The following is a 24,227-nucleotide window of genomic DNA, read 5'->3' on the forward strand; positions in this document are numbered from 1 at the left end:
GCTGAGATAGTCAGCTCCTGCCTCCACCGGGCACGGGCGTCGTTGGTGTCTTGAGATGATCCGCCCCACTTCTCATCCTGTGGCACCCACCCGTTCCACGGCCTCGATGTTCGCTCTCACCGTTTTGGCTTCCCCGGCGTTGCGGGGCCTGGGCTCACTGCTGGTGGCGGCTGGCGGCCTGGCCGCCATGGCGGCCACCCCTGCGCTGGCTGATCCGGTGATCTGCACCACCACGGTGGAGGCGGCTCCCGCCCGGGCCGGAACCGTCCGCGCGGCGCCGGTGGAGGTCACCCGCTGCGGCGTTGTGGAAACCACCGACACGTTGATCATGCGGCGTGGCTTCGGCTGGCGCGCACCGTTTGCCGCAGGGGTGAACATCCTCCACCAGGTCACCGACATCCTCGGCATCGCCATGGGCGGGCCGGAAGGCAACCGCGTGATGGGCCTGGGCTTCCCCGAGCAGGCGATCATCTGGGATGGCAGCGCCATCGGCAACAGCACCAGTGCGGCGATGGAAGAACTGAGTCCACCAATCCCCTTCCGCACTGCGGATCTGCCCAGCCAGTTCACCGGCAGCCTGCAGGGTTCCGGTGAATCGACAACCCCCAGGCAACTGGACGATGGCGGTGAGCCCCCGTCGATGTGGTCCCGCCCGATCCGAGGTCTGTGGTGATCCGCGGCCCGGGGGTCTAGCAATCTGGTGAATGCAGCGGACTCATAATCCGCCTAAGCCGGGTTCGATCCCCGGGACCCCCATTCAGCGAAAATCCCTGGCTCACTGCGGTGTGATCGACGCCCTGGCACGGATGATGCCCCCCGCTGTATCCATGCCGGATACGGCCGTTGACACCGCCCCCTGCCCCGCCTAGGCAGAGGTGGGAGCCGATCGGCTCCCCTGTTTCCCGCACCGGAACCGATGAGCCTCGAGAGCCACCGCGACGAACTGGCCAGCACCGCCTGCGCCCTGGCGGCCCGGGGCAAGGGGCTGCTGGCTGCCGATGAATCCACCGGCACGATCGGCAAGCGCTTCGAGGACATCGGTGTGGCGAACACCGAGGCGAACCGCCGCGCCTACCGCAGCCTGCTGGCCACTGCGCCCAAGCTGAGCGACCACATCAGCGGTGTGATCCTGTTCGAGGAAACCCTGTTTCAAGACAGTGTGGATGCGCTGGGTGAGCCAGGCGCGCCACTCGTGGAGCTGTTCAGCAGCCGCGGCATTGTGCCCGGCATCAAGGTGGACCAGGGGCTGGAACCGCTGGCGGGCGGGTTGCCGGGCGAGAGCTGGTGCACCGGCCTCAAGGGCCTGCAGGAGCGGGCGACCAGCGCCTATGCGCGCGGCGCCCGTTTTGCCAAGTGGCGGGCGGTGCTGAAGATCTCTCCGGAGGGATCCCCGTCGGATCTGAGCGTGCGCGAAAACGCCTGGGGCCTGGCCCGCTACGCGCGCACGGTGCAGGAGGCGGGGTTGGTACCGATCGTGGAGCCCGAAATCCTGATGGATGGTGACCACGACATTGAAACCACTGCCGCCGTGCAGGAATGGGTGTTGCGAACGGTGTACCGGGCCCTGAGCCACTGCGGTGTGTTCCTGGAGGGCAGCCTGCTGAAGCCGTCGATCACCATGCCGGGCATGGCCTGCGCCACCCCGCCCAGCCCCGAACTGGTGGCTGAGTTCACGCTGCGCACGCTGGAGCGCACCGTGCCGGTGAGTGTGCCGGCGGTGCTGTTCCTCTCCGGTGGCCTGAGCGAAGAGGAAGCGAGCGTATATCTCAACGGCATCAACCAAGCCACCACACCAGCGCCGTGGCACCTGGGCTTTTCCTATGGCCGCGCGCTGCAGCAGTCGTGCCTGAAGCACTGGGCCGGCCATGACGTGGCCACCGGCCAGCAGGCGCTGTTGGCCAGGGCCCGTGCCAACGGCCAAGCCTCCATGGGCCTCTATGTACCCGGCTCAGAACCCTCCGATGGTGCGCCTTTGTTTGAGGCGAATTACAGTTATTAGGGGGAGAGGTGTGTTGTTGCTGGACTCTGGGGATTGCTTGGTGGATGGGTGAGTGGCAGGGGGTGGAGCCTCAGCCTGCGAGAGGAAGCCGCCTGCTGATTGTGTGAGACATTGATTCCCCTCAATTCCGCTTCACCCACCTGCGCTGTGCCTTTACAGCGCTGGTGGTGATGGCCGTGAGGACTGGATGTTGATGGTGATGGCGTCAGCTGTTGTTTGAGCCAGGTGGTAATCGGTGCGTATCCACCTTTCTTGGCTGTGATGGCAAGCGTCATTCCAAAGCCTAGAATTTCAAGGCATCCGTTGATCCAGCTGTGACTTCACGCCATGAGCGCGGATTCCTGCATCGCTACTTCTTGGGAAACTCTTCCAAGCGCATGCATAAGTGGATTCACTACTTTGATATTTACGAACGACACTTTTCGAGATTCTGCAACAGCGCTCCTGTGATTCTAGAGATCGGGGTTTTTGGCGGCGGCTCTTTGGCCATGTGGAAGGAGTATTTCGGCGCCGGCGCAAAGGTCCTCGGGCTTGACATCAATCCCGAATGCAAGCAGCACGAGGGAGATGGCGTTGAGATCTTCATTGGCAGCCAGGACGACCCTGCTGTCATTGAAGACATCCTCAGTAGGCACCCAAGAATCGATATTGTCTTGGATGATGGCAGCCATATGATGCGCCACATGATCGCCTCGTTTGAATTGCTCTATGAGCGCATTCATGCCAGAGGCGTCTACATGGTGGAAGATACGCACACCTGCTACTGGGATGAGTATGGAGGTGGGTTGGGCAGGCAGGGAAGTTTTATTGAGTATGCAAAAGGAAAAATTGATGAGATCAATGCCGTGCATGCGCGAGGTGTCCTGCCAATTTCCTCGTTCACTCGCATCACTGATTGCATCTCAATCTATGACAGCATTATTGTCTTTGAGAAGCGTTCTCAGGGATCCAGGCAGGCGCCGGTTACTGGGCCATTGTGAATTCTCGCCTCCCGCCCATACAATCCAGCTTCCGGCTTTAACGGTGCAAGCGTGAGTCTGCTGCTGATCTTGGTGGCGATCGGCCTGGTCGACAGTTTGTCGATGATTCCGTTGGCCCTGTTGCCCATGACGGTGGCGCTCGGCGGCCGCCGTCCTGCGGCCCTCGCGGGTTCGTTTGTGGTGGGGGTTTATGTGGTGTATTTCTGCTGCGGCCTTTTGTTGTTGTTGGGTGCTGAAGCCTTCACGGCGCGCTTTGGCGCAGGCCTCGCGCGCCTCTGGAACCAACCTGAGGCACTGGAGCTGGTGATTCAGATCCTGGTGGGGCTGTTGCTGCTGGTCTCGCCCTGGCTCATGCGGCGATCAAGCCCCGCCACACCGCAGGAAGCGCCTACGGCCGGCAGTTCTCCTGCGGCCATGGCGTTGCTCGGGGGCACCCTGGTGTTGTTGGGCATCCCGGGGGCCGTGCCCTACCTGGCCGCTGTGGAGCGGATCGTGCACCAAAACCCGCAGGGGTTTGCTGCCATCGCCTATCTGCTCTTTTACAACCTCATCTTTGTGCTGCCCTTGCTGAGCCTGATCGGCCTGCGCTTCCTCTTTCCGCAACGGGCCGGCAAGATCTTTCAGTCGTTGGCAACGCTCAGTTTGTCGGTGTTGCCGAAACTCACCGCGGTGGCGGTGGTGGCGCTCGGCCTGGTGCTGGTGGCCGATGGCATCGGTTGGTTCCTGGGCCATCCGCTGCTGCCGGTGTCCACCTAAACGTCACCCCGGATGGCGCTCATTGCGCCAACGAAAATCCCGTGAATCCACCCAGCAACCCTGCCACCGCACCGGTGAGCAGGCAGGCCAATGTGGAGGCCAGCAGCACGCGCCAGGCCAGCGTGCCCACCACTCCCTTCTGTTCGGGCGCCAGCGCACACAATCCCCCCACAAAGATCCCCAGCGAGGGGAGATGGGCAAAGCCGCAGAGCGCATAGGCGAGGATCACCACCGAGCGCGGATCGCTCCATTGGCCCGCCTGCAGGCTCCCGGCCAGGCTGACAAATGCAGGCACCTCCGTGGCCACCAGCCGCAACGCCAACAGTTCTGAGGCTGGCAGCGCGTCGTTGATGGGCACCCCGATCATCCAGACAAACGGAACAAACACCCAGGCCAGCAGCGATTGCAGCGTGGCCTGCGGCTGGCCGACCCAGCCGCCCAGCCAGCCGATGCCCACATTGGCCAGAGCGAGCAGTCCCACGAAGGCAATCAACACGGCGGTGATGCCCAGCGCCAGCTTCAGCCCATCGTTGGCGCCCTGGGTGATGGCCTCCACGCTGCTGCCATAGCGCGCCTCCTCCAGCTGCTCCGGCAGCAGCGCCCGTGATTTGTTGCCGGTCAGCGGCTCCCGCGCCAGCGGTGCCGGCACCAGCAGGCGCGCCATCATCACCGCTGCCGGGGCACTCAGCAGGTTGGCGGTGATCAGATGGCCGGCGATGCCCGGGAAGTGGGGCTGGAGCACGCCCACATACAGCCCCAGCATGGTGCTGGCGATGGTGGACATGCCGGCAGTGAGCACCACCGCCAGTTCATGCGGCTGGGCTGTGGCCAGATAGGGGCGAATCGTGAGCATCGATTCAATCCCCACGAACACATTGCTGGCGGCCACGGTGGCCTCCACGCCTGTGATTCCCAGACTCCGGCGAAAGAAGCGAGCCAGGGTGTGAATCACCCTCTGCATCACCCCCAGGTGATAGAGCAGGGCCGTGAGAGCCGCGAAAAAAATAGCAATCGGAAAGGCCTGGAAGGCGAGGATCAGGCCCAGGCTGCCCTGTTCGCCTGCAGGCACCGCCAGCGGACCAAATACGAATTCAGCCCCCGTGCGGGCAGGCGCCAGCAGCGCCACCACCGCCCCATTCAGCCAGGAAAACACCACACGGCCGAACGCCAGCTGAAACAGCAGCACACCAAGCCCCAGCTGAGTGGCCAGGGCCACTCCGATCAGCCGCCAGGGCGTGGCCCGCCGATCCTGAGAGAACGCCCATGCCACCAGCAGCAGCAGTGCGATTCCCAGACTTCCGCGCACGGTCTGCCAGAGCATGGGCCTCTCGCCACGGCTGCTTGTTGCGGCGTCAACTTACGGCGGCGCGCCCATCCTGCGGCCATGGACCCCGGTGAGCGGACCTTGGGGATGCATGCCTGATGCCATTCGGTGAGCTGCGCTCAATGCTGATCTTGATCCGGCGCTGATCTTCCCGCGATACCCATCTTCATCAGTACTCTTCACCTGTTGCTGATCCTCACCCGATTCGGAACGACGGCCCTGGTGGTGTTGGGTTCTCCCCTGTTCGTTGGTGATGGCGCCGTTCGCCAGGACAGCCAGAATGCCGAAACGTTGACCAGAAGGCTGTATGCCGGGCTGCGACTGTCACATCGAAGCGAAAAATACAGCAGAGCGCAGGACGTTGCTGAAACTGCTGTTGATCAATGGCGTGATGTTCGTGGTCGGCGTCGCAGGCGGAATCGTGGCGGATTCAACAGCACTGGTGGCTGATTCCCTGGATATGCTGGCCGATGCGTCGGTCTATGCGCTGTCGCTGTTTGCCGTTGGCAAGGCGGCTCAGCACAAGCAACGAGCGGCCATGCTCAGCGGCCTTTTTCAGATCGCCTTGGCCGGGATGGTGGTTGTCGATGTGATTCGCCGCTTCGTCGGCGGAAGTGTGCCGGAATCGGGCTGGATGATGGCCATTGCCCTGTTGGCCCTGCTGGTCAATAGCTATGGACTGTATCTGCTCTCGAAGCACCGCAAGGATGGGGTGCACATGCATGCGAGCTGGATCTTCACGCAGAATGATGTGATTGCCAATCTCAGCGTGATCGTGGCAGGGGGGCTTGTTGTGCTCCTCAATTCCCGGCTTCCAGATCTGATTGCTGGCTTCGCCATCGCCAGCCTAGTGATTTGGGGCGGGGTGAGCATCCTTCAAGAGGCCCGACGCGAAAAAGCAGCGCGAGGACACGGGTCGGCGTAGTCAGGTCCCCTCTGAGGTGGCCCTCCAAGCAGCCCGACGTGTCGCTTGGCCGTGCGGCCCCTGGTGGCCAGGGGATTCATGGCATGATGCTCGTCATGCGATACCCCGTGGGCCACAAGCAAGCCGTGCGTGAGCGCATCCTTCAGGCGGCGGCGGCTGAACTGCGCCGCCAGGGGCTTTCGGGCATCGGCATCCCGGCGCTGATGCAACGCGCTGGCCTCACCCATGGCGCCTTCTACGCCCATTTCCCCAACCGCGACACCCTGGTGGCCGAGGCCATCCGCACGGCGGCCGCTGCCAGTGCGGCAGGGCCGCTCGCTGATGCCCACTCTCTGGAGCAGTGTCTGGCGGCCTATCTTTCGCCCGAGCACCTGAGCCACCCGGAGCGCGGTTGCGTGATTGCGGCACTCGGGGGCGAGGGGACCCGCCAACCGGCGCCCGTGCGCGCTGCCTTTGCGGAGGCGGTCCGTGGGTTGCTGGCAGCCATCGAGCGCAAGTTGCACCCGCGCCCGGCCCCGCCCGCGCCCGCCCCCTCCCCGGCGCCCAGCGATGAAACGCCCAGCGGTGACACCCCCAGCGATGAGGCGTTGCGGCTGGTGTCGGCGATGGTGGGCGCGGTGCTGCTGGCCCGCCTGGTAGACGATCCCGCCCTGGCGCGGCGGTTGCTCGCCGCCACCGCTTGCCCCACGGGCGGCGGAACCACGCAGCTGGAGGTGGCAGACCCCCACTCCTGAGGGCCCGAGCCCCCGCCCGGCTTCCCTTGCTGCAGCAAGACCTCGTGTGACCAGATTGCATGATGCTCAACATCGCTAAAGCCACCGCCCTGGCCCGCACCTCGGGTGCATCACCTCGACGGCATCACCCCGCCTCCATCGCACCGCCTCCATCGCCACGTCTCCATCACCCCGCGCTCCTCTTCATCCGTTTTGCACCCATGACACCCGCCCGCACCGCCCATCAACAGCGTTTCCTGCACCGCTATGGCCCCTGGGCCGTGGTAACGGGGGCCTCCTCCGGCATCGGCCGTGCCCTCGCCGGCCGCCTGGCGGAGGCGGGGCTGAACCTGGTGCTCGTGGCCCGCAGCCGCCCGCTGCTCGAGGCCCTCGCGGCTCAGCTCAGCTCCCGGCACAGCGTGCAGGTGAGCGTCCTTGATCTGGATCTGGCGCGCGACGACCAGCTCGCCGAGCTTCGTGCCGCCACGGACCACCGGGAGGTGGGCCTGCTGGTGGCCGCCGCCGGCTTCGGCAGCTCCGGCCCCTTCCTCGACGCCGACCTCGTCAGCGAAACCGAGATGCTGATGGTGAATGGCCGGGCCGTGATGCAGGCCTGTTTTCATTTCGGAAGGCGCTTCCGCGCGCAGGGCCGTGGCGGTCTGGTGGTGCTCAGCTCGATCGTGGGCTTTCAGGGCATGCCCTACGCCGCCCATTACGCCGCCACCAAGGCCTATGTGCAGGCCTTGGCCGAAGCGCTGCAGGTGGAACTCAGCGACTGCGGCGTGGATGTGCTGGCGGCTGCGCCAGGACCCACCCGCAGCGGCTTTGCGGCCCGGGCTGGCCTGCGCCTCGGCAAGGCCCTCGACCCCGAGGCCATCGCCCAGCCGATCCTTGAGGCCCTGGGCCGTCAGGCCACCATCTTGCCCGGCGCGCTCTCGAAGCTGTTGACCTACGCCCTGGTGCCCCTGCCGCGCTGGGCTCGGGTGCGGATCATGGGTCAAATCATGCGTGGCATGAGCAGGAAAGACTGAGCAGCTGCCCGGGTACGGCTGGCCTGGTACAGCCGACCCGGTGCAGCTGCCCCAGACCAGCCACAACGGAACAGCAGAACCCGCCTCGCTTCCGATCGGCCGTGCGACGCGGCACTTGCCATGGCGCAGCCTTTCAGCCCAGCCGGGCGAGCACTCCCACCAGCGCCATCACCAGCAGCACGATGCCGCTGATGAAGCTGATCGCGAAGCCGGCAGCCCGTTTTTCAGCCGCCTGCAGGTAGCCCACGGCGAAGGCCACGCGGCCGCCCACCCAGATGAAGCCCAGGGCCGTGGCCACCGCTTCGTCGCTGAAGGCCACCGCCAGCCAGAAGCAGGGCAGGAAGAACATCAGTTGCTCCAGGGTGTTCTGCTGCACCCGCAGCGCCCGCTCGAACGGCTCAGGCCCCACCACCGCGGGGGGCTTGACACCGTGTTTGACGCGGGCGGCGCCCACCAGCATCACCGTGACAAGAAAACCGGCCATGGCCACGAGGGTGACCAGGGCCGGCAGGGGAGACATCGACATGTCCGCTCAGCGGGAGGACCCGATTCTCAGAGGGAGGAGGGTGTGGGGGCTGCCACAACGTTGCGGTTGAGCGGCACGCTGCCGGACACGGCCTGGCTGCCGGCGGCATCGGCCGCGAAGGCGCCAGTGGCTGACTGGGGCAGGCGGGCGCCGAGCAGGCCGCTGAGGATGCCGGCGTCAAAGGAGAAACGGCCTGGGCCGTTCAGCAGGATCGCCAGGCTCCCGCCCAGATACAGCACCACCAGTTCCAGCACGTAGATGTTGAAACCGCTGGTGAGGATGTGGTGGTAGGCCGCCACGCCCATGGTTCCGGCCAGGGCCAGGGCGCCGATCGGCGTGAAGAAGCCCAGGATCACGCACCACGACCCGAGGATTTCTGAGAAGCCCGCCACCTGGGCGAAGAACACCGGGAAGGGCAGATGCAACGGCACCACGTAGTTGGTGGCGAAGGTCTGCGGATCGGCCAGCTTCTCCTGGCCGTGGTGGATCATCATCGCGCCGATGGCCAGGCGCAGGACCAGCAGGCCGGCGTTGGAAAGGAAGCCTTCCCGCAGGAAATAACGGGACAGAAAGGAGGTCATGGGAGCACCGGGAGCGGTGGTGGGGAACAGAGGGGGGGCGGCGCTGCGTTCAGAAGTGAACGCTCAGAAGTCAGCGGATCGGGGCAGAGGGGGGCGGACGGCGCGGATTCTGAGACTTGCCGGGCTGCCGGCGCCTGCTCAGAGCTGTCTCTGGGAAGGGCCGGAAAGCCCTGCGGCCCATAGGGCCACCGCGGCGGTGAGGAAACCGAGGAACACTTCCAGCAGGGTGAGGGTGGTCATGGACTTTTCATTTCTTTACACACGATGGCGCGGCAGGTGAAGAAGTGTGAGGAGACCGGCTTGTGGCCGCAGCTGGGCGCCGGCCCGCGCCAACCCACGTCCCACGGCAGGATGTTTACATTCCGCAACATCGGTTGATGACCGTCGGCGAACTCTTCATCGAATCCCTTGCCACCGGGGTGATCACCCCGTCGGAGCTCGATTGGGTGGTGTCCCGTCAGCAGGGCTTTTCGCGGGTCGAGGAGGCCACGGCGCTGCGCCTCGGCCGCCTGCTCGACGACGGCGAAATCCAGCTGGGCTGCCGTCTCTTCCCCGCCAAGCTGCACAACGACCTGATCCGCCAGGAGTGGATCGAACCGCTCGGCCGCCGTCGCCACCACCAGCGTTGAGTCCGCTCCCTCCCCCCTCGCCCCCGCCATGACCGCTGTCCCTGCCCCTCTGCTCGAGCGCCTGGCTGGCATCCCCGCCATGGGCCCGGGCCGCCGTCGCCTGGTGCTGTTGTGGCCCCAGCTCGGTGATTTCGACAGCCTCGAATACGCCCAGGCACTGGTGCCCGCCTTGCCACGGCTGCAGGCCGCCGGCATCGAAGTGCTCGCCATCGGCATCAGCCATGGCCCCGGCCGTGAGCGCTTCTGCGCGTTCACCGGCTTCCCCCCAGAGCGCCTGTTGGTGGATTCCGACCCTCGGCTGCACCGCGCCCTAGGCCTGGCGGAGGGTTTGGGGGCCAGTGCCGGCCCCTGGCCTGGCCTGCTGTTGATGTGCGCCGGGATCAGCTCACCGGGCACGCTGGCGGAGGTGCTGCGCGGCTACACCGGCGACGGCCGCACACCGCTGCGGCCCTTTGAGCTGGCCACCACCCGGCTGCGCAACATGATTGAGGTGCTGGGCCACTGGCGCACCTACGTCCCCCGCGACGACTTCCTCACCCAGCGCGGTGGCACCTTCTTGATCGACGCCGACGACTGTCTGCTCGCCGTGCACCGCGATCCGGGCCTGCTGGGCTTCTCGGCCACCATGCACCGGCCGCTGGAGTTTCTCGAGCCCTTCCTCGGCGGGGAATCGCTCAGGGGTTGAGCGCGTTCTGGCTGAGCAAGCCGTTCAGGTATTGAGCGCTTCGCACCGCCAGCCGGTGGCTTCCCGCCAGCGCTGGCGGCGGTGCGGTGTGCCGGTGAGCTCCAGCAGCTCCACCTGCTCCACATGAACGCGCAACAACAGAAAGTGGGGCGGCAGCGGCGTGCCATCGGCCAGTTCGCTGGGGAATGCCGCTGCCGGATCGAGCGCCTGCCCCGGCGCCGGCCAGCCCCACAGCGCCCGCCCCGCCGGGCTCAGCTGGAGCCAGTGCCGTTCGCGCGCCGCCAGCAGGTCTGCGCCGTCCAGCCGCTCCAGGTGCCCGCGCAGCCGGAACTGGCTGCCGGCTTTCGGCAGCAGCCAGCAAAGTTCCACCGCCGGCTGCGCCGCCAGTTCTTCGGCTTTGGAGCTGCGCCCATCGCTGAGCAGATCCAGCCGCACCGCATCCGCCCAGCCACGGAACACCAGCGTGCGCACCCGCGGCGTGCCATCGGTGCCCACGCTGGCCAGCTGCAGCCAGCGCGCCCCCGGCGAACGGCCCTCCCGCTGCCGTGCGCCGCGCAGCAACACGCGCCAATCGGGAAGGGCGTTGGCGCTCAAGCGGCGCGCTCGCAGGCGTAGCTGGTCACGCCTCCCTGGCGCAGTTGGAAGCGGGGCGCCGCCGGGTCCTCCAGGCTCCACCACCACTTGCCGTCGGTGTAGCTGGGGGCGCCGGCATTGTTGGTGCGCGGCAGTTGCAGCGTCACGCCGCGCCATTGCAGCACCACGAAGGCGCCCGGCACCGTGCCTGCCGCCGTGTTGGGAATGCCGATGGCATCGACAGCGCCGTTATCGGCCAGGGCCAGCAGCGGCTCCCCATCGCAGCGGTAAGCCACAGGGATTGCCGCCAGCGCAGGGGCGGGTGGCACCAGCAGCAGCAGCAGGGCCAGCGCGGTGGCCAGCGCGGCGTGCCCGGCAGGGGCGAACCAGCGCTGGGCCCCTGGCTTGGCTGGGAGCCGCAGCTGTTGCACCAGGGCCCGCGGCCGGAGGATCGAGGACATGGGCGGCAGGCGGGGTTCAGCCATGTTCTTGTGTTCCCTGAGCCGCCGAGTGCACCCCTGCCGCGCCAGGGGCGCGCAACAGCTCCACCAGGCGCTCGGCCAGAAGTTCAGCGCTGCGCCAGGCCCCTTCAGCGCGGCCGAATCCGGGCCCGGCCAGGTAGTCGCCGCAGAATGCCAGGCGGCTGCGGGCACAGACGCTCAAGGCCACAGGCAACCCCTCGCCGCGGGGGAAGGCGGCGCCCCAGCGCATCAGTTGCCGCTCCCCAGGCGGCGGCTGGCCGTGGGCATCGGGCAGCCAGGTGGCCAGCGCGGCCTGCACCGCGGCCGTGAGGTGCGCGATCAGGGCTTGCTCGCGCTCCGGATCGGGTCTCACCCCCGGCAGCCGCGCAGCGGCGGAGCCCGACCCCACCGTCTGCAGATGGTCGGCGGCGAGCGCCGCGCTGGAGTGGGCCACCACAGCGCAGCGGCCCTGGGCGCCGGGCTGGATCGACACACGCCACAGGCCCCAGCGGCGCTGGGCGCCGGCATCAAACTCCAGCAGGCGGAACGGCAGGGCCAGCCAGGGGGCCGCCGCTGTCCCCTCCAGCAGCCAGATCAGGTTGCTGTGGGGCTCGGCGCCCAGCGCGGCGATCGTCTGCAATGCCGCCGCCAGTTCCGGATCGCTGGCCGCCACCGCCGCCAGCGGGGCGGGTGCAGCGCCCAGCAGAGCCTGGCCGCGCGGATGCACCAGCAGGGTGCCGCTCAGCACCAGCCAATCGGCGTCGGCCATGTGTTCACCGGCGCGGCCGAGCAAGCGCCAGCCGCCGCCGGCAAGCGGCTCCAGGCGCTGGACCAATTGCGAGCTGTGCAACGTGCAGCCGGCACCAGCCAAGGCCAGGAACCCTCGGCACACCTGCTCCATGCCGCCACGGCCGCGGTAGCGGCTGCCCTGCAGCAACGGCTCCGCCCCGATCGGCTGCAGGGCGCCGCTGGCATCGAGTCGGGCGCAGGGTTCCAGCCAGGGTTCGATCCAGCCGCCCGCCAGCAAGGGCGCCAGCAGCGCAGGCGGCGGTTCGGTGCAGACATTGATCAGCGGGGCGCCGTGGTCCGCCCGCTGCTGCGGATCACGGCGGGAGTGGCGGGTGCTGGCACGGCCGCCGGGTCCGCGCCCGGCTTCCCAGAGGCTGATCGGTGCCGGCCAGCCCCGCCGCAGCAACTGGGCAGCGAAGGCGCAACCGGCAAGCCCCGCGCCGATCACAGCCAGCCGGGGGTGCGGTGCGGACGCCTCAGGGGGCATGGACGCGCAGCAGTTCAGCGCCGTAGTCCTCGCTGAACATGGCCTGAAGTTGCCAGGCCTCCAGCAGGGTTTTGGCGATGGAGCGGAGAGCCTCGATGTCGTCGCAGCTGTCGATGGTGTGCGAATGCAGCGCCACCGTGAACTCGCGATCGATGGAGAGGGGAGAGGTCACGGTGTTTTTGTAAAACGTTACAAAGCCCGCTGCTTTGCTGTGGTGCGGCTGTCCACCCCTCGTCCTACGAGGCGCCCTCCACGTCTACGGCCCTCCTCCTCGCCACCAGCGTCACCAGGTGACGCCGTGCAGCTTCGGTAACGGTGCCGTCTGGCTGGTGACGGCGTAGAGCTGCGGGATGTCGTGGCTGTTGTAGACGCGGAATTCACGCACCAGTGAGGCCCCTTGCTCGCGCACCGCCTGGTTCAGCACCAGCGAGCCATCCGGGTCGGACACCGAGCGGTGGAAGGTGCCGGGCGGGATGCGCAGGATGTCGCCGCCGGTGTCGAGCCGCACGATGTGAAACGGGTAGTTCCAGCCCAGGTTCACCAGGAAGAAGGTGCGCCCGCCGTGCATGGCCAGCAGGTTGTCTTCCTGATGGGGATGCAGATAGAACTGCCACGAACCGCTGGCGGGGTCGTCGGGGGGGCTCACGGCCGGCCCGGTGTGCACCACCAGATCGCGCGCATTTGAGGTGGGCACCGTGATATCGAAGAACCGGACCGCCGGGGTATCGCGAAACTTCTCATAAGGGATCAGCTCGAACATCGGCGCCGGCCTGGGCGAGCGATGCGGGCCCTTGGGCAGAGCGGTTGCGGTCATTGGGGCCACACCGGGCGGGACCGGTGTCGGACGGTGGTCTACCTAAACGATCATCACACTCAGTCGAATGTCCCAACCGCTACGAAACTCTGTTTTGCAGCTGAAAACCGTTCCGGTTGTTTGAATGTCCCCCTGAGCTTTCCCCGTTGCATGACCCGTCGCTCCCGCCTGTCTGCACCCCTCGCCTCCGCCGCTCTTTCCCTGGCCCTCGGCGCGGCTGGCCTGCTGACGCCGCTGCTGGCTGCCCCGGGCCTGGCCCAGAGCCAGCGCCCGGCCCCCCGTCCCGCCAGCCGCCCCACGGTGTCGGTGCCGGCCTTCAAGAACACGGTCACCCAGCAGACCTGGTGGTGGCAGGGGCCGGTGGCAGAGGATCTGGCGGCGGCGCTCGCCAATGAGCTGCAGGCCACCGGCACCCTGCAGGTGGTGGAGCGCTCCAACCTCAAGGAGGTGCTCTCCGAGCAGGAGCTCACCGCGCTGGGCATCGTGCGCAAGGGCCCCAACGCCGCCCAGCAGGGCCAGATGACCGGCGCCCGCTACATCGTGCTGGGCACCGTCACCTCCTACGACTCCAACGTGGAGAGCAAGACCTCCGGCAGCAATTTCGGTCTGCTGGGGTTCGGCAAGCAGCAGCAGCAGGCTGAAACCCGCGACTACGTCGCCATCGATGTGCGCGTGGTGGACAGCAGCACCGGCGAGGTGGTGGGGCGCCGCACCGTGGAGGGCCGCGCCACCAACACCGCCGAGGCTGGCTCCCAGGGCGTGAGCCTGTTGCCGGCCGCTGGCCTGGCCCTGCTGCTGGCTCCCAACATGGGCCGTACCGGCCAGGTGCTCACCGGCGCCGCCGGCACGCTCAACTTCGGCTCCAACCAGGCGGCCACCCAGCGCACGCCTGCCGCCAAGGCCCTGCGCGCCGCCCTGATCGATGCCTCCAGCTACGTGAGCTGCCTGCTCACCCCCACCGATGGCTGCATGGAAGCCTTCGAGGCCCAGGACCGCCAGCGGCGCGAGCGCACCCGTGGCGTGCTCCAGCTCGACTGAGCGCCGTAGGCCAGCCGGGCGTACCTCCGCGCCGGGCTCCGCCGCTCAGAAGGGGATCGGCATGTCCACGGCGGCCGGCACTGGGGCGCAGCCGGCTACCCGCTCCTCCACCACCTGGCCCACCACCACAATCGACGGTGACTGGAACCCCTCCGCCGCCACCCGCGCCGCCAGGCTGCCGAGGTCGGCGATCAGCTGGCGCTGGCCGCTCACGGTGCCCTGCTGGATCACGGCGGCGGGGGTGGTGGCCGCCAGGCCGCCTGCCATCAGTTCCTCGCAGATGCGCGGCAGGTTGTGCAGGCCCATGTAGATGACCAGGCCGTCACTGCAGCGGGCCAGGCCGCGCCAGTCCACCCCGGGGCGCCCCTTGTCGATTTCCTCGTGCCCCGTCACGAAGGTGACGCTGGAGCCCGCCCGCCGATGGGTGACCGGAATGCCTGCATAGGCCGGCGCCGCGATGCCGGCGGTGACCCCCGGCACCACTTCCACCGCCACGCCATGGCGGGCCAGGTGGGCCGCTTCCTCCCCGCCCCGGCCGAACAGGAACGGATCGCCTCCTTTCAGCCGCACCACCAGCCGGTGCCGCCGGGCCAGCTCCACCAGCACGGCGTTGGTGCTCGGCTGCGGCACGGAATGGTGCCCGCGCCGCTTGCCCACGAAGTGGTGCTCACAACCGGCCGGTGGCAGGTCGAGCAGGGCCTTGGGCACCAGGGAGTCGTAGACGAGGGCATCGCATTGGCTCAGCAGCCGGTGGGCCTTGAGCGTGAGCAACTCGGGATCGCCCGGCCCAGCCCCCACCAGATACACCTTTCCGTTGACAGGAGCACCAGCGTCAGACCCGTTGTCAGCAGAGGTGTCATCCGGCACGGCTGCGTTGGTCATGGCAGCGCCGCCAGCTGCTCCAGCAGCACCCGCTGCAGGCGCGGCCGTTGCAGCAAGGGGGGGCCGAGCTCCAGCGGCAGGCTGTCCGTGAGGCGGTTGGCGGCCAGGGCCAGGGCAAGGACAGGGCTGCGGATCGCCAGTTGGAGCTCCTGCGGATCTGGCGCACTGTATGAAGCGGGACGGCAACCGGCACCGGTGATCCTGCTCAGGTGTTGCAGGTAGCGCTGGCCCAGCGCCCCATCGAGGGGGTGATGCAGCAGCAGCGGTGGCGCCGCCGCTCCCCGCGCCAGCTCCTGCACTTCCTGCGTCAGGGCCTGCTGCCAGCTGCGCCAGGCCCCCAGAAACGGCAGCCGGCGCAGCGGGCCCGCCTGACGCCAGTGGTCGGCGATCGCCGGCAGGTCGTGCCGCACATGACCGCCGGGCACCAGGAACAGGGGCACCAGCGTGGCGCCCTCCGGCCCCTCCGGCCGCGGTGGCAGCGGCGCGTGGGGCGACCCCTTCGCTGCGGTGAGAGCCAGCAGCCGCACGCTGGCGCCGCGCCGTTGCTCGAGTGTGTCGCGCAGCGCCAGCAGGTCGTCTGGGATCAGGCCGCCGCTGCGGCCGTGCACCAGCAACAGCAGGGGGCTGGGCGGCAGGGCGTGCAGGCGTCGTTGCCGCCGCGCCGCCACGGCCGGATCGAGCCGCTCGGCCGCCAGGCCCAGCAGCAGCGCGCGCGCCTGGGGCAGGCGGGCCAGCAGGTCGACGGCATCGGCGGCCAACTGGGGATCGAGGTCGGCCGCCAGCTGCGTGAGCGTGCGGCGCAACGCCGGCAGTGGCCAACTGGACAGGCCCACCGCCAGCCCTTCGAGCGCCGCACGCCGGAGTGCCGCCGCCCCTGGCGCCAGCGCCAGCCGGCTGAGCAGGGCGGCATCGGCGGGATCCCGCTGGTGGCCGAGCAGCGGCAACAGCAGCGGTGCCTGCTGGGGAGCGCGCATCAGGGCCTGGCGCAGCAGCTCGGCGCAGCTGGCTTCGCGCCACCGACCGATCCGCTCGCCCAGGGTGGGATCGGGCGGATCCTGCTGCAACCACCAGGCGAGCAGTCGGGGCGCGCTGCTGGAATCCACCCGCTCGGCCAGCACGGTGAGCAGGTCGGTCTCGGCGGGCACGCTGCCCTCTTCCAGTGCCGTGAGCCAGGGGGCCAGCTCCAGCTGCGGCCGGCGCCGGAGGTGCTGCAGCCACGGCCAGCGGCCGGGATCACCCGGCGGCGGCAGCTGGGCCGGGTCTCCGGTCGGATCGCCGTCGCGACGCAGCATCGGGTTCGCGCTGGCTGGCAGGCTGGCTGTTCTAGCAATCAGGAGCCTGCGCCACCGGCCCGCTGGGGATCAGGCCGGGAGCGCGCGCGGCCGGGCGCCGAAACGCTCCACCAGAATCTGCTCCAGCGCCTCGGGAAGCTCGCTGAGCGGAATGCCCTTGTCGTGCAGCTCGGCCAGCCGGGGATCGGCCGCCATCGAGCCGCCCAGGAACACCTTCACCGCTTCCACCATCGCGCCGTCCTTGCGGGCCTTGGCCCCCATCAGGCCGATCGCGCCCATGTAGGGCTGGCCGCAGGCATTGGGGCAGCCGGTCCAGTGGGTGCGCACGCCGTGGGGCACCTCCAGGCGCCGCTCCAGTTCCTCCACCACCGCCTGGGCCGTGCTCTTGGTGGGGATCAGCGCAAAGCTGCAGTAGCGGTTGCCGGTGCAGCTCACCGCTTCCGCCGCCAGCGGACCGGGATCCACGCGGAAATGCCGCAGCAGCGGTTCAGCCAGCAGCGCCTCCAGCCGGTCGCTGGGCACGTCGGCGATCAAGGCGTTCTGGCTTTCGCTCAGGCGCAGTCCGCCGCTGCCGTAGGTGCGGGCCAGCCGGGCCAGGTCGGTCATCGAATCGGCGTGCAGCCGCCCCATCGGCACATGCAGCCCCACCCAGTGCAGCCCCGGCTGTTTCTGGGCATGCACGCCGCAGATGTCGCGCGGCGCGCGGCACACCAGGTGGGTGCCGTCATGGGGCACCAGGGCGAGAGCAGCGGCGGCGCCGGCCACGGCGCCGTAGCTCTCCACCACCTCCGCCCGGTAGGTGTCGAGGCCGACGGCATCGATCAGATACATCAAACGGGTCTTGTTGCGGTTGCTGCGGTCGCCCTGCCGTTCGTAGTGGCGCAGCACCGCGAGCGTGAAGGCCGGCAGCTGATCGGCCGGCAGCCACAACCCCAGCGGGATCGCCAGCTCATTGCGCTGGGCCGAGAAGAAACCGCCCACCATCACGGTGAAGCCCAGCGTGCCGTCGTTGAACGCGGGCAGGAAGGCGAGGTCGTTGTGCAGCAGGAAGGAGTCGGGGGCGCCGCCCACCGCCACATTGAACTTGCGCGGCAGGTTGCGCGGACCCTCGGGGCCAAGCACCGCCGCCTGGATGCGGTCCACCAGCGGCCGGGTGTCGATGAACTCTTCGGGGTCGATGCCGGCCAGGGGGTTGCCAGTCACATTGCGGGGGTTGTCGTGGCCCGACTGGCGGCTGGTGAGGCCCACCCGCTCGAGTGCCGCCATCAGCGGCGGCATGTCCTCCAGCAGCAGGCCGCGCAGCTGGATGTTCTGGCGGGTGGTGATGTCGGCGCTGCCGTGGCTGCCGCAGCGATCGATGGCCTCGGCCAGCACATCGAGCTGATCGGCGTTGAGCACGCCGTTGGGCAGCCGCAGCCGCAGCATGAAGCGCCCGGGCGTGACCGGGCGGAAGAAGATGCCCAGCCACTTGAGGTGGATGGTGAGGGTGGCCTCATCGAGGGACTCCCAGCCGGCGGCGCTCAGTTCACCCAGCCGTGGGGCCAGATCCAGACCACAGAAGCTGGCCTTGGCCTGCTCCACCTTGTTGAGCGTCGCCATGGCGGGGAGGGGAAAGAGGGTGGAAGGGCCGATCAGGCCGGCGGCCGGATCGCGCGGGAACCACCGCACAGATCGCAGTGGGCCTGCGCATGCCTAATGATCGGAATCATCACCCTTTCAGCCGGAGTGCCGGAGTCTTGTCGCAGGTGGCACCAATTTCTGCCGTGGAGGGCGCCTGTGTCCCAGGCGCCGCCCGCCGCCCCGCGCTGGCGCCGGAGGTGCTGCGCTTCCGGGAGCTGCTGGCCAAGGTCGGCAGCGGCGAGCACACCAGCACCGGCCTCACCCGCGCCGAAGCCCGCGAAGCCACCGATCTGATGCTGCTGGGGCCGGTGAGCGACGCCCAGCTGGGGGCGTTTCTGATCGCCCATCGCATCCGCCGGCCGTCGCCGCTGGAGCTGGCCGGCATGCTCGACAGCTACCGCCAGCACGGCCCGGTGCTGCGCACCCCCGGCCAGCGGCCGCTCTGCTTCGGCGTGCCCTACGACGGCCGCAGCCGCACCGCGCCGCTGTTGCCGCTGCTGGCCCTGCTGCTGGCGGCCGCCGGCCAGCCGGTGGTGCTGCACGGCGGTGATCCGATGCCGGTGAAATACGGCATCAGCCTTGCCGAGCTGTTTGCTGCCCTCGGCATCGACTGGCGGCGGCTCAGCCTGGCTGAGCTGCAGCAGCGGCTGGAGGGCCAGGGCCTGGCGCTCACCCACCAGCCCTGCCACTTCCCTGCCGCCGAACGCCTGCTGCCGATCCGCGAGGCGATCGGCAAGCGGCCGCCGGTGGCCAGCCTGGAACTGCTCTGGACCCCCCACCAAGGGGAGCATCTGCTGGTGAGCGGCTTCGTCCATCCCCCCACCGAAGCCCGCGCCTGGGAGGCATTGGCCCACGCCGGCGAAACCGATCTGCTCACCGTCAAGGGGCTGGAGGGCTCCACTGACCTGCCCACCAGCCGTGCCGGCATCACCGCCCGGGGCCGCGGCGGCGTGATCACCCGCCTGCTGGTGCACCCCCGCGACCATGGCCTCTGCGGCCCCGAGGTGCCCTGGCAGAACCTGGAGCTCTGGCGCGAGCAGGCGCTGGCGGCGCTGCAGGGCGAGGGACCGCTGGCTGAGCCCTTGCTGTGGAACCTGGGGGTGTACCTCTGGCTGGCCGAGCGCTGCGACAGCCTGCCGGCGGGGCTTGACCAGGCCCGCGCCCTGCTGGTGGCCCGCTGCGGCGAAAAGCTGCGCCAGGATCTTGCCCCATGAGCCTGCCTGCGCCCGACAGCCACGACCGCTGCTTCGGCTTTGAGGCCGATTTCGTCGCTGATCTGCGCTGCCTGCCGATGGCGGTGCGGCGCAAACTCGACCTGGCCGGGGTGAAGCTCAAGCTCAGCCACTGGCAGGCCCTGGGCGCAGCGGAGCGCGAGGGGCTGCTGGCCTGGCCCGACCAGCCGCTCGCGATCGAGGCCCTGCGGGCATGGCTACTGGAACGCACGGCCGCCATGGCCGCTGGCCCGGCCCGGCCCCTGCCGCCGGCCCAGCTGGAGGCCCTGCCCAGCGCGGCCGACGATCAGGCGGTGCCAGTGGTGTTGGCGGCGGCCTGCCGGCAGCTGGGCACCCCGCTCCGCCTGGAGCAATGGCAGGGCCTCGATGGGCTGCAGCGCTTCGCGCTGGTGAAGCTCAGCCATCCGGGCCATGAGCACCGCAACCTGCCGAGGGCGCTGCTGGAATTCGGGTTGTCCTGTGCGTGAACCCTGTGGAGCCTGGCCATCGGTAACAACCGGCACCATCAATCCGTCCCCTTTCGTGATGTCGTGGACGGGTTGGTCAGCTTGTGCGCCAACCTTGCCGGCTCGGTGCGCTTCGTTCATGAGGCCCGTCCGGATTGCGTGATCCGCATCCAGACCTTCGTGCCACCCCAGCCCCATGCCGAACCTTTCGCGCCGCAAGTTCCTCGTGACCGCCGCCGGCACAACCGCTGGCGCCCTCTGGTTGAGTGCCTGCGGCGGCAATCAGCCTGACAAGACCGCAGCTCCGGCCGCCACCGATAGCGGCGACGTGGAAGTGAAGGGCGCCACGCTCGGTTTCATCGCTCTCACCGATGCGGCGCCGTTGATCATTGCCAAGGAGAAGGGATTTTTCGACAAGCATGGCGTGCCTGAGATGAAGGTGGTCAAACAGACCTCCTGGGCCGCCACCCGCGACAACCTGGAGCTGGGGGCCGAGCGCGGCGGCATCGACGGCGGCCACATCCTCACGCCGATGCCCTATCTGCTCACGGCAGGGAAGATCACCAAGAGCTCCCAGCCCTTGCCGATGTACATCCTGGCCCGGCTGAATGTGAATGGCCAGGCCCTCTCCCTCTCCAACGAATTCCTCAAGGAGAAGGTCACCATCAGCGATCCGAAGATCAAGGAAATTGCCGATCGCAAGAAGGCCAGCGGCACGCTGCTCAAGGCGGCCGTGACCTTCCCCGGCGGCACCCACGACCTCTGGATGCGCTACTGGCTGTCGGCCAATGGCGTCAATCCCAACAGCGAGGCCGATCTGGTGGTGGTGCCTCCCGCCCAGATGGTGGCCAACCTCCAGACGGGCACCATGGACACCTACTGCGTGGGTGAACCCTGGAACCAGCGGGCCGTGAACATGAAAATCGGCTACACCGGCGCCATCACCGGTGAGCTCTGGAATGATCACCCTGAGAAAGCGTTGACGATTCGCGCGGACTGGGCGGACAAGCACCCCAAAGCCACCCTGGCGATGCTCAAGGCGGTGCAGGAAGCCCAGATCTGGTGCCAGGACCCGGCCAACCTTGACGAGCTCTGCGAGATCACCTCAAAAGACAAGTATTTCAAGACCAGCGTTGAAGACATCAAGCCGCGTCTGGCAGGCACATTCGACTACGGCGATGGCCGTACCGTGACGGACTCGCCACTCAAGATGTTCTTCTGGAGCGACACTGACTCCCACTCCTTCCCCTACAAGAGCCACGACCTCTGGTTCCTCACCGAAGATATCCGCTGGGGCTATCTGCCTCAGAACACCGACACCAAGGCCCTGATCGACAAGGTCAACCGCTCCGATCTCTGGAGAGAGGCGGCCAAGGCGATCGGCCAGGAAAAAGCCATTCCCGCCTCCGATTCCCGCGGCAAGGAAACATTCTTCGATGGCGTTGTTTTCGACCCTGAAGATCCCAAGGGCTACCTCGATTCCCTCAAGATCAAAGCCCTGGCCTGAGCGACCGCCCCTCGCCATTGATCACCCCCACCCTTCATGACCCTCACTGCTGTGAACGGCAGGCGAATCCCTCGCCAACGCCAAGGCCAACACCGTTCCACCCTTCTCACCACGATTCTCCCTTACCTGCTCTGCATCGGCGGGTTTTTGATTGCCTGGCAGGTGCTCTCGGGCCTGCTGGGTGCCGATCGCTTGCCCGGGCCCATCAAGGTGGTGACCGACACCTGGGATCCTTACATCAGCCAGCCTTTTTATGACGATGGCGGCACCAGCAAGGGGCTGGGCTGGCAGATCCTGATCTCGCTGCAGCGGGTGGCCGTGGGCTATGGCCTGGCGGCCATTGTGGGCATCGCCATCGGCGGGCTGCTGGGCCTGAATCGCTTCGTGGGCAAGGGCTTCGATCCAGTGATCCAGGTGTTGCGCACCGTGCCTCCTTTGGCCTGGTTCCCGATTTCGCTGATGGTGTTCCAAAATGCCGATAAATCTGCCATCTTCGTAATCTTCATCACCTCTATCTGGCCGATTATCATCAACACTGCCGTGGGCATCCGCGAAATTCCGCAGGATTACACCAATGTGTCTCGCGTGCTGAGGCTACGCAAGCGGGCCTATATCCGCGAGATCGTTGTTCCTGCTACCGTTCCGTATGTGTTCACCGGTCTGCGCATCGCTGTGGGTCTGGCCTGGTTGGCGATTGTGGCGGCGGAAATGCTCAAGGCCGATGGCGGCATCGGCTATTTCATCTGGGACGCGTACAACGCCGGCGGCGGCACCAGCGCCAGCCAGATTGTGCTGGCGATTGTGTATGTGGGAATTGTCGGTCTTTTGCTTGACCGGCTGGTGGCGTTTGCCGGTCGGCGAGTGAGCAGCGGAGCCTCATAAGTCATGCCGGCACTTCTCACCGTCGACAACGTCACCCAGGCGTTCCCGCTCAAGAACGGCGGCACCTACGTGGCCCTCAAAGACATCTTCCTGCAGATCGCGGAAGGTGAATTCGTGACCCTGATCGGCCATTCCGGTTGCGGCAAATCGACCCTGCTGGATCTGCTGGCCGGTCTCACCTTGGCCAGTGAGGGCGGTATCCTCATGAACGGCCAGGAAGTCACCGAACCCGGCCCTGACCGGATGGTGGTGTTTCAGAACTACTCGCTGCTCCCCTGGAAAACAGTTCGCCAGAACATCGCCCTCGCCGTTGACAACGTGATGCCCCAGCTCTCCAGGGCGGAGCGGAGCGAGATCGTGGAGCGCAACATCAAGCTGGTGAAGCTCACACCGGCGGCTGATAAATATCCTGCTGAGATCTCTGGGGGCATGAAGCAGCGGGTGGCGATCGCCCGGGCCCTGGCGATCCGGCCCAAGTTGCTGCTGCTCGATGAGCCCTTCGGTGCCCTCGATGCGCTGACGCGTGGCAATCTGCAAACCCAGCTGATGGAGATCTGCCAGGAGGCGAAAGTCACTGCGGTGATGGTCACCCACGACGTGGACGAAGCCCTGCTGCTCTCCGATCGCGTGGTGATGCTCACCAACGGCCCGGAGGCCTATATCGGCCAGATCCTCGATGTGCCGCTGGCCCGGCCCCGCTCCCAGCTCACCGCTGTGGAAGACCCCACCTACTACGGCCTGCGCGCCGAAGTGGTCACCTTTCTCAACCAGCAGCGCGATGCCCGCCAGCAGCGCCTCAAACCCAAGGGATCGGTGGCCTGCGGCGCGCTCGAGAAGGTGAATCTGGAGATCGGCTTCGTGCCGCTCACCGATTGCGCCCCATTGGTGATGGCCCTTGAAGGCGGCTTCTTCGCCAGGCACGGGCTTGATCAGGTCAGATTGCGGCGGGAAACCAACTGGAAAACCCTGGAGGCCAACCTGCGCCAGGGGGTGGTGGATGCGGCCCAGATGGTGGCGGGCCTGCCCTTCGCCATGACCCTCGGCAGCCAGGGTCGCAGCCCCGTGCTGATCACCTCGGCGCTCACGCTCACCCGCAATGGCAATGCGATCACCCTGCACCGCCGTTTCCACGAGGCCGGCGTCCGCACCGTGGCGGATCTCAAGGCCTGGATCAGCGCCAATGCCGGCCACAGGCCTGTGCTGGCCATGGTGCACCCCGCCTCCATGCACAACCTGATGCTGCGTGCCTGGTTGGCGTCCGCCGGCATTGATCCCACCAGCGATGTGGAGCTGATCGTGATCCCGCCGGCCCAGATGGTGGCCACGCTCAAGGCCGGCACGATCGATGGCTTCTGCGTGGGCGAGCCCTGGAACTCCCGCGCCGTGCAGGAGGGCCACGGCACCGTGATCGCCACCGACACCGACCTCTGGGACGGCCACGCCGAGAAGGTGCTCGGTGTGCGGGAAGACTGGGCCGCCGCCCACCCCCATACTCACCAAGCGCTGCTGTGCGCCCTGCTGGAGGCCTGCCGCTATTGCGAAGATCCGGCCAATCGCCAGGAACTGGCCGAGCTGCTGGCGCGTCCCGAATACGTGGGCACTAAAGCCGATGTGCTGCTGCCCGGCCTGGTCCAGGCCTACGACCGGGGCACTGGCGTGCCGGCGCTGATTCCCGGCTTCAACCGGTTCTTCGGGCCGGGCGTGAATGCCCCCGATCGCGCGGAGGCCACCTGGATCCTTACCCAGCTGGCGCGCTGGAACGTCTGCTCCTTCCCGGGCAACTGGGAAGAGGTGCTTGATCGGGTGCAGCGCCCGGATCTGTTCCGTGAGGCGGCCGCCTCCCTCGGCCTGTCCCCCGAGCCGCCCAGCACACCGGCTTCCCACAAGAGCTTCTTCGGCGCCGAGCAGCTCGACCCCTCCGACCCCGCCGCCTACGTGCAAGGGCTGCAGCAGGAGCTTCCGCTGCGCATCGAGGCCGTGGTGTTGCCACCACCGCCCCCTTCCCGCCGGCCAGTGGCCGCTACCTGATACCCCCCATTCGCCACCGCCCGCTTC

26 protein-coding genes and 1 tRNA gene are annotated in these 24,227 nt (G+C 67.7%); 16 read left to right on the forward strand and 11 right to left on the reverse strand.

Annotated features, from left to right (window positions below):
- The first annotated feature begins 79 nt into the window (after positions 1-79).
- From KBY97_RS10790 to KBY97_RS10810, 5 genes are all read left to right on the forward strand, one after another.
- Positions 80-673 carry an occludin/ELL family protein gene (locus KBY97_RS10790; RefSeq protein ID WP_255146933.1) on the forward strand — a complete coding sequence of 198 codons (594 nt, stop codon included), beginning with the start codon at positions 80-82 and terminating at the stop codon, positions 671-673.
- A gap of 10 nt (positions 674-683) precedes the next feature.
- Positions 684-756, forward strand: a tRNA-Ile gene (locus tag KBY97_RS10795).
- Between the two features lie 160 nt (positions 757-916).
- Complete coding sequence (locus tag KBY97_RS10800; protein WP_255146934.1) at positions 917-1,999, forward strand: class I fructose-bisphosphate aldolase; 1,083 nt, start codon at positions 917-919, stop codon at positions 1,997-1,999.
- A gap of 314 nt (positions 2,000-2,313) precedes the next feature.
- Positions 2,314-2,979, forward strand: a complete 666-nt coding sequence (locus KBY97_RS10805) for a class I SAM-dependent methyltransferase (protein ID WP_255146936.1) — start codon at positions 2,314-2,316, stop codon at positions 2,977-2,979.
- 51 nt (positions 2,980-3,030) lie between these two features.
- Positions 3,031-3,735: a GAP family protein gene (locus KBY97_RS10810; RefSeq protein ID WP_255146938.1), complete on the forward strand. Its 705-nt coding sequence runs from the start codon at positions 3,031-3,033 to the stop codon at positions 3,733-3,735.
- Between the two features lie 19 nt (positions 3,736-3,754).
- Here the strand turns inward: KBY97_RS10810 and KBY97_RS10815 are convergent, their stop codons facing one another.
- Entirely contained in the window at positions 3,755-5,056 is a 1,302-nt protein-coding gene (locus tag KBY97_RS10815; RefSeq protein ID WP_255146939.1) for a NupC/NupG family nucleoside CNT transporter, read from the reverse strand.
- A gap of 310 nt (positions 5,057-5,366) precedes the next feature.
- Here KBY97_RS10815 and KBY97_RS10820 point away from each other — a divergent pair, with 310 nt between their 5' ends.
- The 3 genes from KBY97_RS10820 (at position 5,367) to KBY97_RS10830 (ending at position 7,728) form a co-directional block, all read left to right on the forward strand.
- The gene (locus tag KBY97_RS10820) at positions 5,367-5,984 is read left to right on the forward strand and encodes a cation transporter (protein WP_255146940.1); all 618 of its coding nucleotides are present in this window, start codon (positions 5,367-5,369) and stop codon (positions 5,982-5,984) included.
- A gap of 95 nt (positions 5,985-6,079) precedes the next feature.
- Entirely contained in the window at positions 6,080-6,718 is a 639-nt protein-coding gene (locus KBY97_RS10825) for a TetR/AcrR family transcriptional regulator (RefSeq protein ID WP_255146941.1), read from the forward strand.
- A gap of 200 nt (positions 6,719-6,918) precedes the next feature.
- On the forward strand, positions 6,919-7,728 hold the full coding sequence (locus KBY97_RS10830) for an SDR family oxidoreductase (RefSeq protein ID WP_255146943.1): 810 nt from the start codon (positions 6,919-6,921) through the stop codon (positions 7,726-7,728).
- A 133-nt stretch (positions 7,729-7,861) separates the two neighbouring features.
- Here the strand turns inward: KBY97_RS10830 and KBY97_RS10835 are convergent, their stop codons facing one another.
- Both KBY97_RS10835 and KBY97_RS10840 read right to left on the reverse strand, forming a co-directional pair.
- Positions 7,862-8,254, reverse strand: a complete 393-nt coding sequence (locus KBY97_RS10835) for an MAPEG family protein (RefSeq protein WP_255146944.1) — start codon at positions 8,252-8,254, stop codon at positions 7,862-7,864.
- Positions 8,255-8,280: 26 nt separating this feature from the next.
- Positions 8,281-8,835, reverse strand: coding sequence for a DoxX family protein (locus KBY97_RS10840; protein ID WP_255146945.1), 555 nt, complete (start codon positions 8,833-8,835; stop codon positions 8,281-8,283).
- 377 nt (positions 8,836-9,212) lie between these two features.
- Here KBY97_RS10840 and KBY97_RS10845 point away from each other — a divergent pair, with 377 nt between their 5' ends.
- Both KBY97_RS10845 and KBY97_RS10850 read left to right on the forward strand, forming a co-directional pair.
- A complete protein-coding gene (locus tag KBY97_RS10845; RefSeq protein WP_255146946.1) occupies positions 9,213-9,464 on the forward strand; it encodes a hypothetical protein in 252 nt (83 codons plus the stop codon).
- Positions 9,465-9,492: 28 nt separating this feature from the next.
- Positions 9,493-10,149, forward strand: a complete 657-nt coding sequence (locus KBY97_RS10850) for a peroxiredoxin-like family protein (RefSeq protein WP_255146947.1) — start codon at positions 9,493-9,495, stop codon at positions 10,147-10,149.
- 24 nt (positions 10,150-10,173) lie between these two features.
- On the opposite strand, the gene KBY97_RS10855 is transcribed toward KBY97_RS10850, so the two are convergent.
- The 5 genes from KBY97_RS10855 to KBY97_RS10875 all read right to left on the reverse strand — a co-directional run bounded on the left by KBY97_RS10855 (position 10,174) and on the right by KBY97_RS10875 (position 13,219).
- On the reverse strand, positions 10,174-10,743 hold the full coding sequence (locus tag KBY97_RS10855; protein ID WP_255146948.1) for a pyridoxamine 5'-phosphate oxidase family protein: 570 nt from the start codon (positions 10,741-10,743) through the stop codon (positions 10,174-10,176).
- On the reverse strand, positions 10,740-11,183 hold the full coding sequence (locus tag KBY97_RS10860) for a hypothetical protein (protein WP_315857164.1): 444 nt from the start codon (positions 11,181-11,183) through the stop codon (positions 10,740-10,742). Before KBY97_RS10860 ends, KBY97_RS10855 begins: the two co-directional genes overlap by 4 nt.
- Before the next feature lie 16 nt (positions 11,184-11,199).
- Positions 11,200-12,459, reverse strand: coding sequence for an NAD(P)-binding protein (locus tag KBY97_RS10865; RefSeq protein ID WP_255146949.1), 1,260 nt, complete (start codon positions 12,457-12,459; stop codon positions 11,200-11,202).
- Positions 12,449-12,631 (reverse strand): hypothetical protein, encoded by a 183-nt coding sequence (locus KBY97_RS10870; RefSeq protein ID WP_255146950.1) that lies wholly within the window; start codon positions 12,629-12,631, stop codon positions 12,449-12,451. The genes KBY97_RS10865 and KBY97_RS10870 overlap by 11 nt, the downstream gene beginning before the upstream one ends.
- A gap of 111 nt (positions 12,632-12,742) precedes the next feature.
- Positions 12,743-13,219 (reverse strand): redox protein, encoded by a 477-nt coding sequence (locus KBY97_RS10875; RefSeq protein ID WP_255147003.1) that lies wholly within the window; start codon positions 13,217-13,219, stop codon positions 12,743-12,745.
- Between the two features lie 204 nt (positions 13,220-13,423).
- On the opposite strand from KBY97_RS10875, the gene KBY97_RS10880 reads away from it, so the two are divergent.
- Positions 13,424-14,311 carry a CsgG/HfaB family protein gene (locus KBY97_RS10880; RefSeq protein WP_255146951.1) on the forward strand — a complete coding sequence of 296 codons (888 nt, stop codon included), beginning with the start codon at positions 13,424-13,426 and terminating at the stop codon, positions 14,309-14,311.
- A 45-nt stretch (positions 14,312-14,356) separates the two neighbouring features.
- On the opposite strand, the gene cobA is transcribed toward KBY97_RS10880, so the two are convergent.
- From cobA to KBY97_RS10895, 3 genes are all read right to left on the reverse strand, one after another.
- On the reverse strand, positions 14,357-15,193 hold the full coding sequence (gene cobA / locus KBY97_RS10885; RefSeq protein WP_255146952.1) for a uroporphyrinogen-III C-methyltransferase: 837 nt from the start codon (positions 15,191-15,193) through the stop codon (positions 14,357-14,359).
- The gene (locus tag KBY97_RS10890; protein WP_255146954.1) at positions 15,190-16,485 is read right to left on the reverse strand and encodes a CbiX/SirB N-terminal domain-containing protein; all 1,296 of its coding nucleotides are present in this window, start codon (positions 16,483-16,485) and stop codon (positions 15,190-15,192) included. The genes cobA and KBY97_RS10890 overlap by 4 nt, the downstream gene beginning before the upstream one ends.
- A gap of 69 nt (positions 16,486-16,554) precedes the next feature.
- Positions 16,555-18,084, reverse strand: a complete 1,530-nt coding sequence (locus KBY97_RS10895; protein WP_255146955.1) for a ferredoxin--nitrite reductase — start codon at positions 18,082-18,084, stop codon at positions 16,555-16,557.
- 137 nt (positions 18,085-18,221) lie between these two features.
- On the opposite strand from KBY97_RS10895, the gene KBY97_RS10900 reads away from it, so the two are divergent.
- From KBY97_RS10900 to KBY97_RS10920, 5 genes are all read left to right on the forward strand, one after another.
- Entirely contained in the window at positions 18,222-19,319 is a 1,098-nt protein-coding gene (locus KBY97_RS10900) for an anthranilate phosphoribosyltransferase (protein WP_399217672.1), read from the forward strand.
- On the forward strand, positions 19,316-19,804 hold the full coding sequence (locus KBY97_RS10905) for a nitrate reductase associated protein (RefSeq protein ID WP_255146956.1): 489 nt from the start codon (positions 19,316-19,318) through the stop codon (positions 19,802-19,804). The genes KBY97_RS10900 and KBY97_RS10905 overlap by 4 nt, the downstream gene beginning before the upstream one ends.
- 175 nt (positions 19,805-19,979) lie before the next feature.
- On the forward strand, positions 19,980-21,290 hold the full coding sequence (locus tag KBY97_RS10910; protein ID WP_255146957.1) for a CmpA/NrtA family ABC transporter substrate-binding protein: 1,311 nt from the start codon (positions 19,980-19,982) through the stop codon (positions 21,288-21,290).
- A gap of 36 nt (positions 21,291-21,326) precedes the next feature.
- Positions 21,327-22,172: a nitrate ABC transporter permease gene (gene ntrB / locus KBY97_RS10915; RefSeq protein WP_255146959.1), complete on the forward strand. Its 846-nt coding sequence runs from the start codon at positions 21,327-21,329 to the stop codon at positions 22,170-22,172.
- A gap of 3 nt (positions 22,173-22,175) precedes the next feature.
- Positions 22,176-24,200, forward strand: a complete 2,025-nt coding sequence (locus KBY97_RS10920) for a nitrate ABC transporter ATP-binding protein (RefSeq protein WP_255146960.1) — start codon at positions 22,176-22,178, stop codon at positions 24,198-24,200.
- Positions 24,201-24,227 lie beyond the last annotated feature (27 nt).

The sequence above is a fragment of the Synechococcus sp. ATX 2A4 genome (genome assembly GCF_024346375.1).
GTDB lineage: Bacteria > Cyanobacteriota > Cyanobacteriia > PCC-6307 > Cyanobiaceae > MW101C3.

What these genes read in the sequence shown, in the direction of transcription:
- KBY97_RS10800 (WP_255146934.1), top strand. Translation starts at nt 917, where the DNA reads ATGAGCCTCGAGAGCCACCGCGACGAACTGGCCAGCACCGCCTGCGCC.
- KBY97_RS10815 (WP_255146939.1), bottom strand. Translation starts at nt 5,056, where the DNA reads ATGCTCTGGCAGACCGTGCGCGGAAGTCTGGGAATCGCACTGCTGCTG.
- KBY97_RS10820 (WP_255146940.1), top strand. Translation starts at nt 5,367, where the DNA reads ATGCCGGGCTGCGACTGTCACATCGAAGCGAAAAATACAGCAGAGCGC.
- KBY97_RS10825 (WP_255146941.1), top strand. Translation starts at nt 6,080, where the DNA reads ATGCGATACCCCGTGGGCCACAAGCAAGCCGTGCGTGAGCGCATCCTT.
- KBY97_RS10830 (WP_255146943.1), top strand. Translation starts at nt 6,919, where the DNA reads ATGACACCCGCCCGCACCGCCCATCAACAGCGTTTCCTGCACCGCTAT.
- KBY97_RS10835 (WP_255146944.1), bottom strand. Translation starts at nt 8,254, where the DNA reads ATGTCGATGTCTCCCCTGCCGGCCCTGGTCACCCTCGTGGCCATGGCC.
- KBY97_RS10840 (WP_255146945.1), bottom strand. Translation starts at nt 8,835, where the DNA reads ATGACCTCCTTTCTGTCCCGTTATTTCCTGCGGGAAGGCTTCCTTTCC.
- KBY97_RS10845 (WP_255146946.1), top strand. Translation starts at nt 9,213, where the DNA reads ATGACCGTCGGCGAACTCTTCATCGAATCCCTTGCCACCGGGGTGATC.
- KBY97_RS10850 (WP_255146947.1), top strand. Translation starts at nt 9,493, where the DNA reads ATGACCGCTGTCCCTGCCCCTCTGCTCGAGCGCCTGGCTGGCATCCCC.
- KBY97_RS10860 (WP_315857164.1), bottom strand. Translation starts at nt 11,183, where the DNA reads ATGTCCTCGATCCTCCGGCCGCGGGCCCTGGTGCAACAGCTGCGGCTC.
- KBY97_RS10865 (WP_255146949.1), bottom strand. Translation starts at nt 12,459, where the DNA reads ATGCCCCCTGAGGCGTCCGCACCGCACCCCCGGCTGGCTGTGATCGGC.
- KBY97_RS10875 (WP_255147003.1), bottom strand. Translation starts at nt 13,219, where the DNA reads ATGTTCGAGCTGATCCCTTATGAGAAGTTTCGCGATACCCCGGCGGTC.
- KBY97_RS10880 (WP_255146951.1), top strand. Translation starts at nt 13,424, where the DNA reads ATGACCCGTCGCTCCCGCCTGTCTGCACCCCTCGCCTCCGCCGCTCTT.
- cobA (WP_255146952.1), bottom strand. Translation starts at nt 15,193, where the DNA reads ATGACCAACGCAGCCGTGCCGGATGACACCTCTGCTGACAACGGGTCT.
- KBY97_RS10890 (WP_255146954.1), bottom strand. Translation starts at nt 16,485, where the DNA reads ATGCTGCGTCGCGACGGCGATCCGACCGGAGACCCGGCCCAGCTGCCG.
- KBY97_RS10895 (WP_255146955.1), bottom strand. Translation starts at nt 18,084, where the DNA reads ATGGCGACGCTCAACAAGGTGGAGCAGGCCAAGGCCAGCTTCTGTGGT.
- KBY97_RS10905 (WP_255146956.1), top strand. Translation starts at nt 19,316, where the DNA reads ATGAGCCTGCCTGCGCCCGACAGCCACGACCGCTGCTTCGGCTTTGAG.
- KBY97_RS10910 (WP_255146957.1), top strand. Translation starts at nt 19,980, where the DNA reads ATGCCGAACCTTTCGCGCCGCAAGTTCCTCGTGACCGCCGCCGGCACA.
- ntrB (WP_255146959.1), top strand. Translation starts at nt 21,327, where the DNA reads ATGACCCTCACTGCTGTGAACGGCAGGCGAATCCCTCGCCAACGCCAA.
- KBY97_RS10920 (WP_255146960.1), top strand. Translation starts at nt 22,176, where the DNA reads ATGCCGGCACTTCTCACCGTCGACAACGTCACCCAGGCGTTCCCGCTC.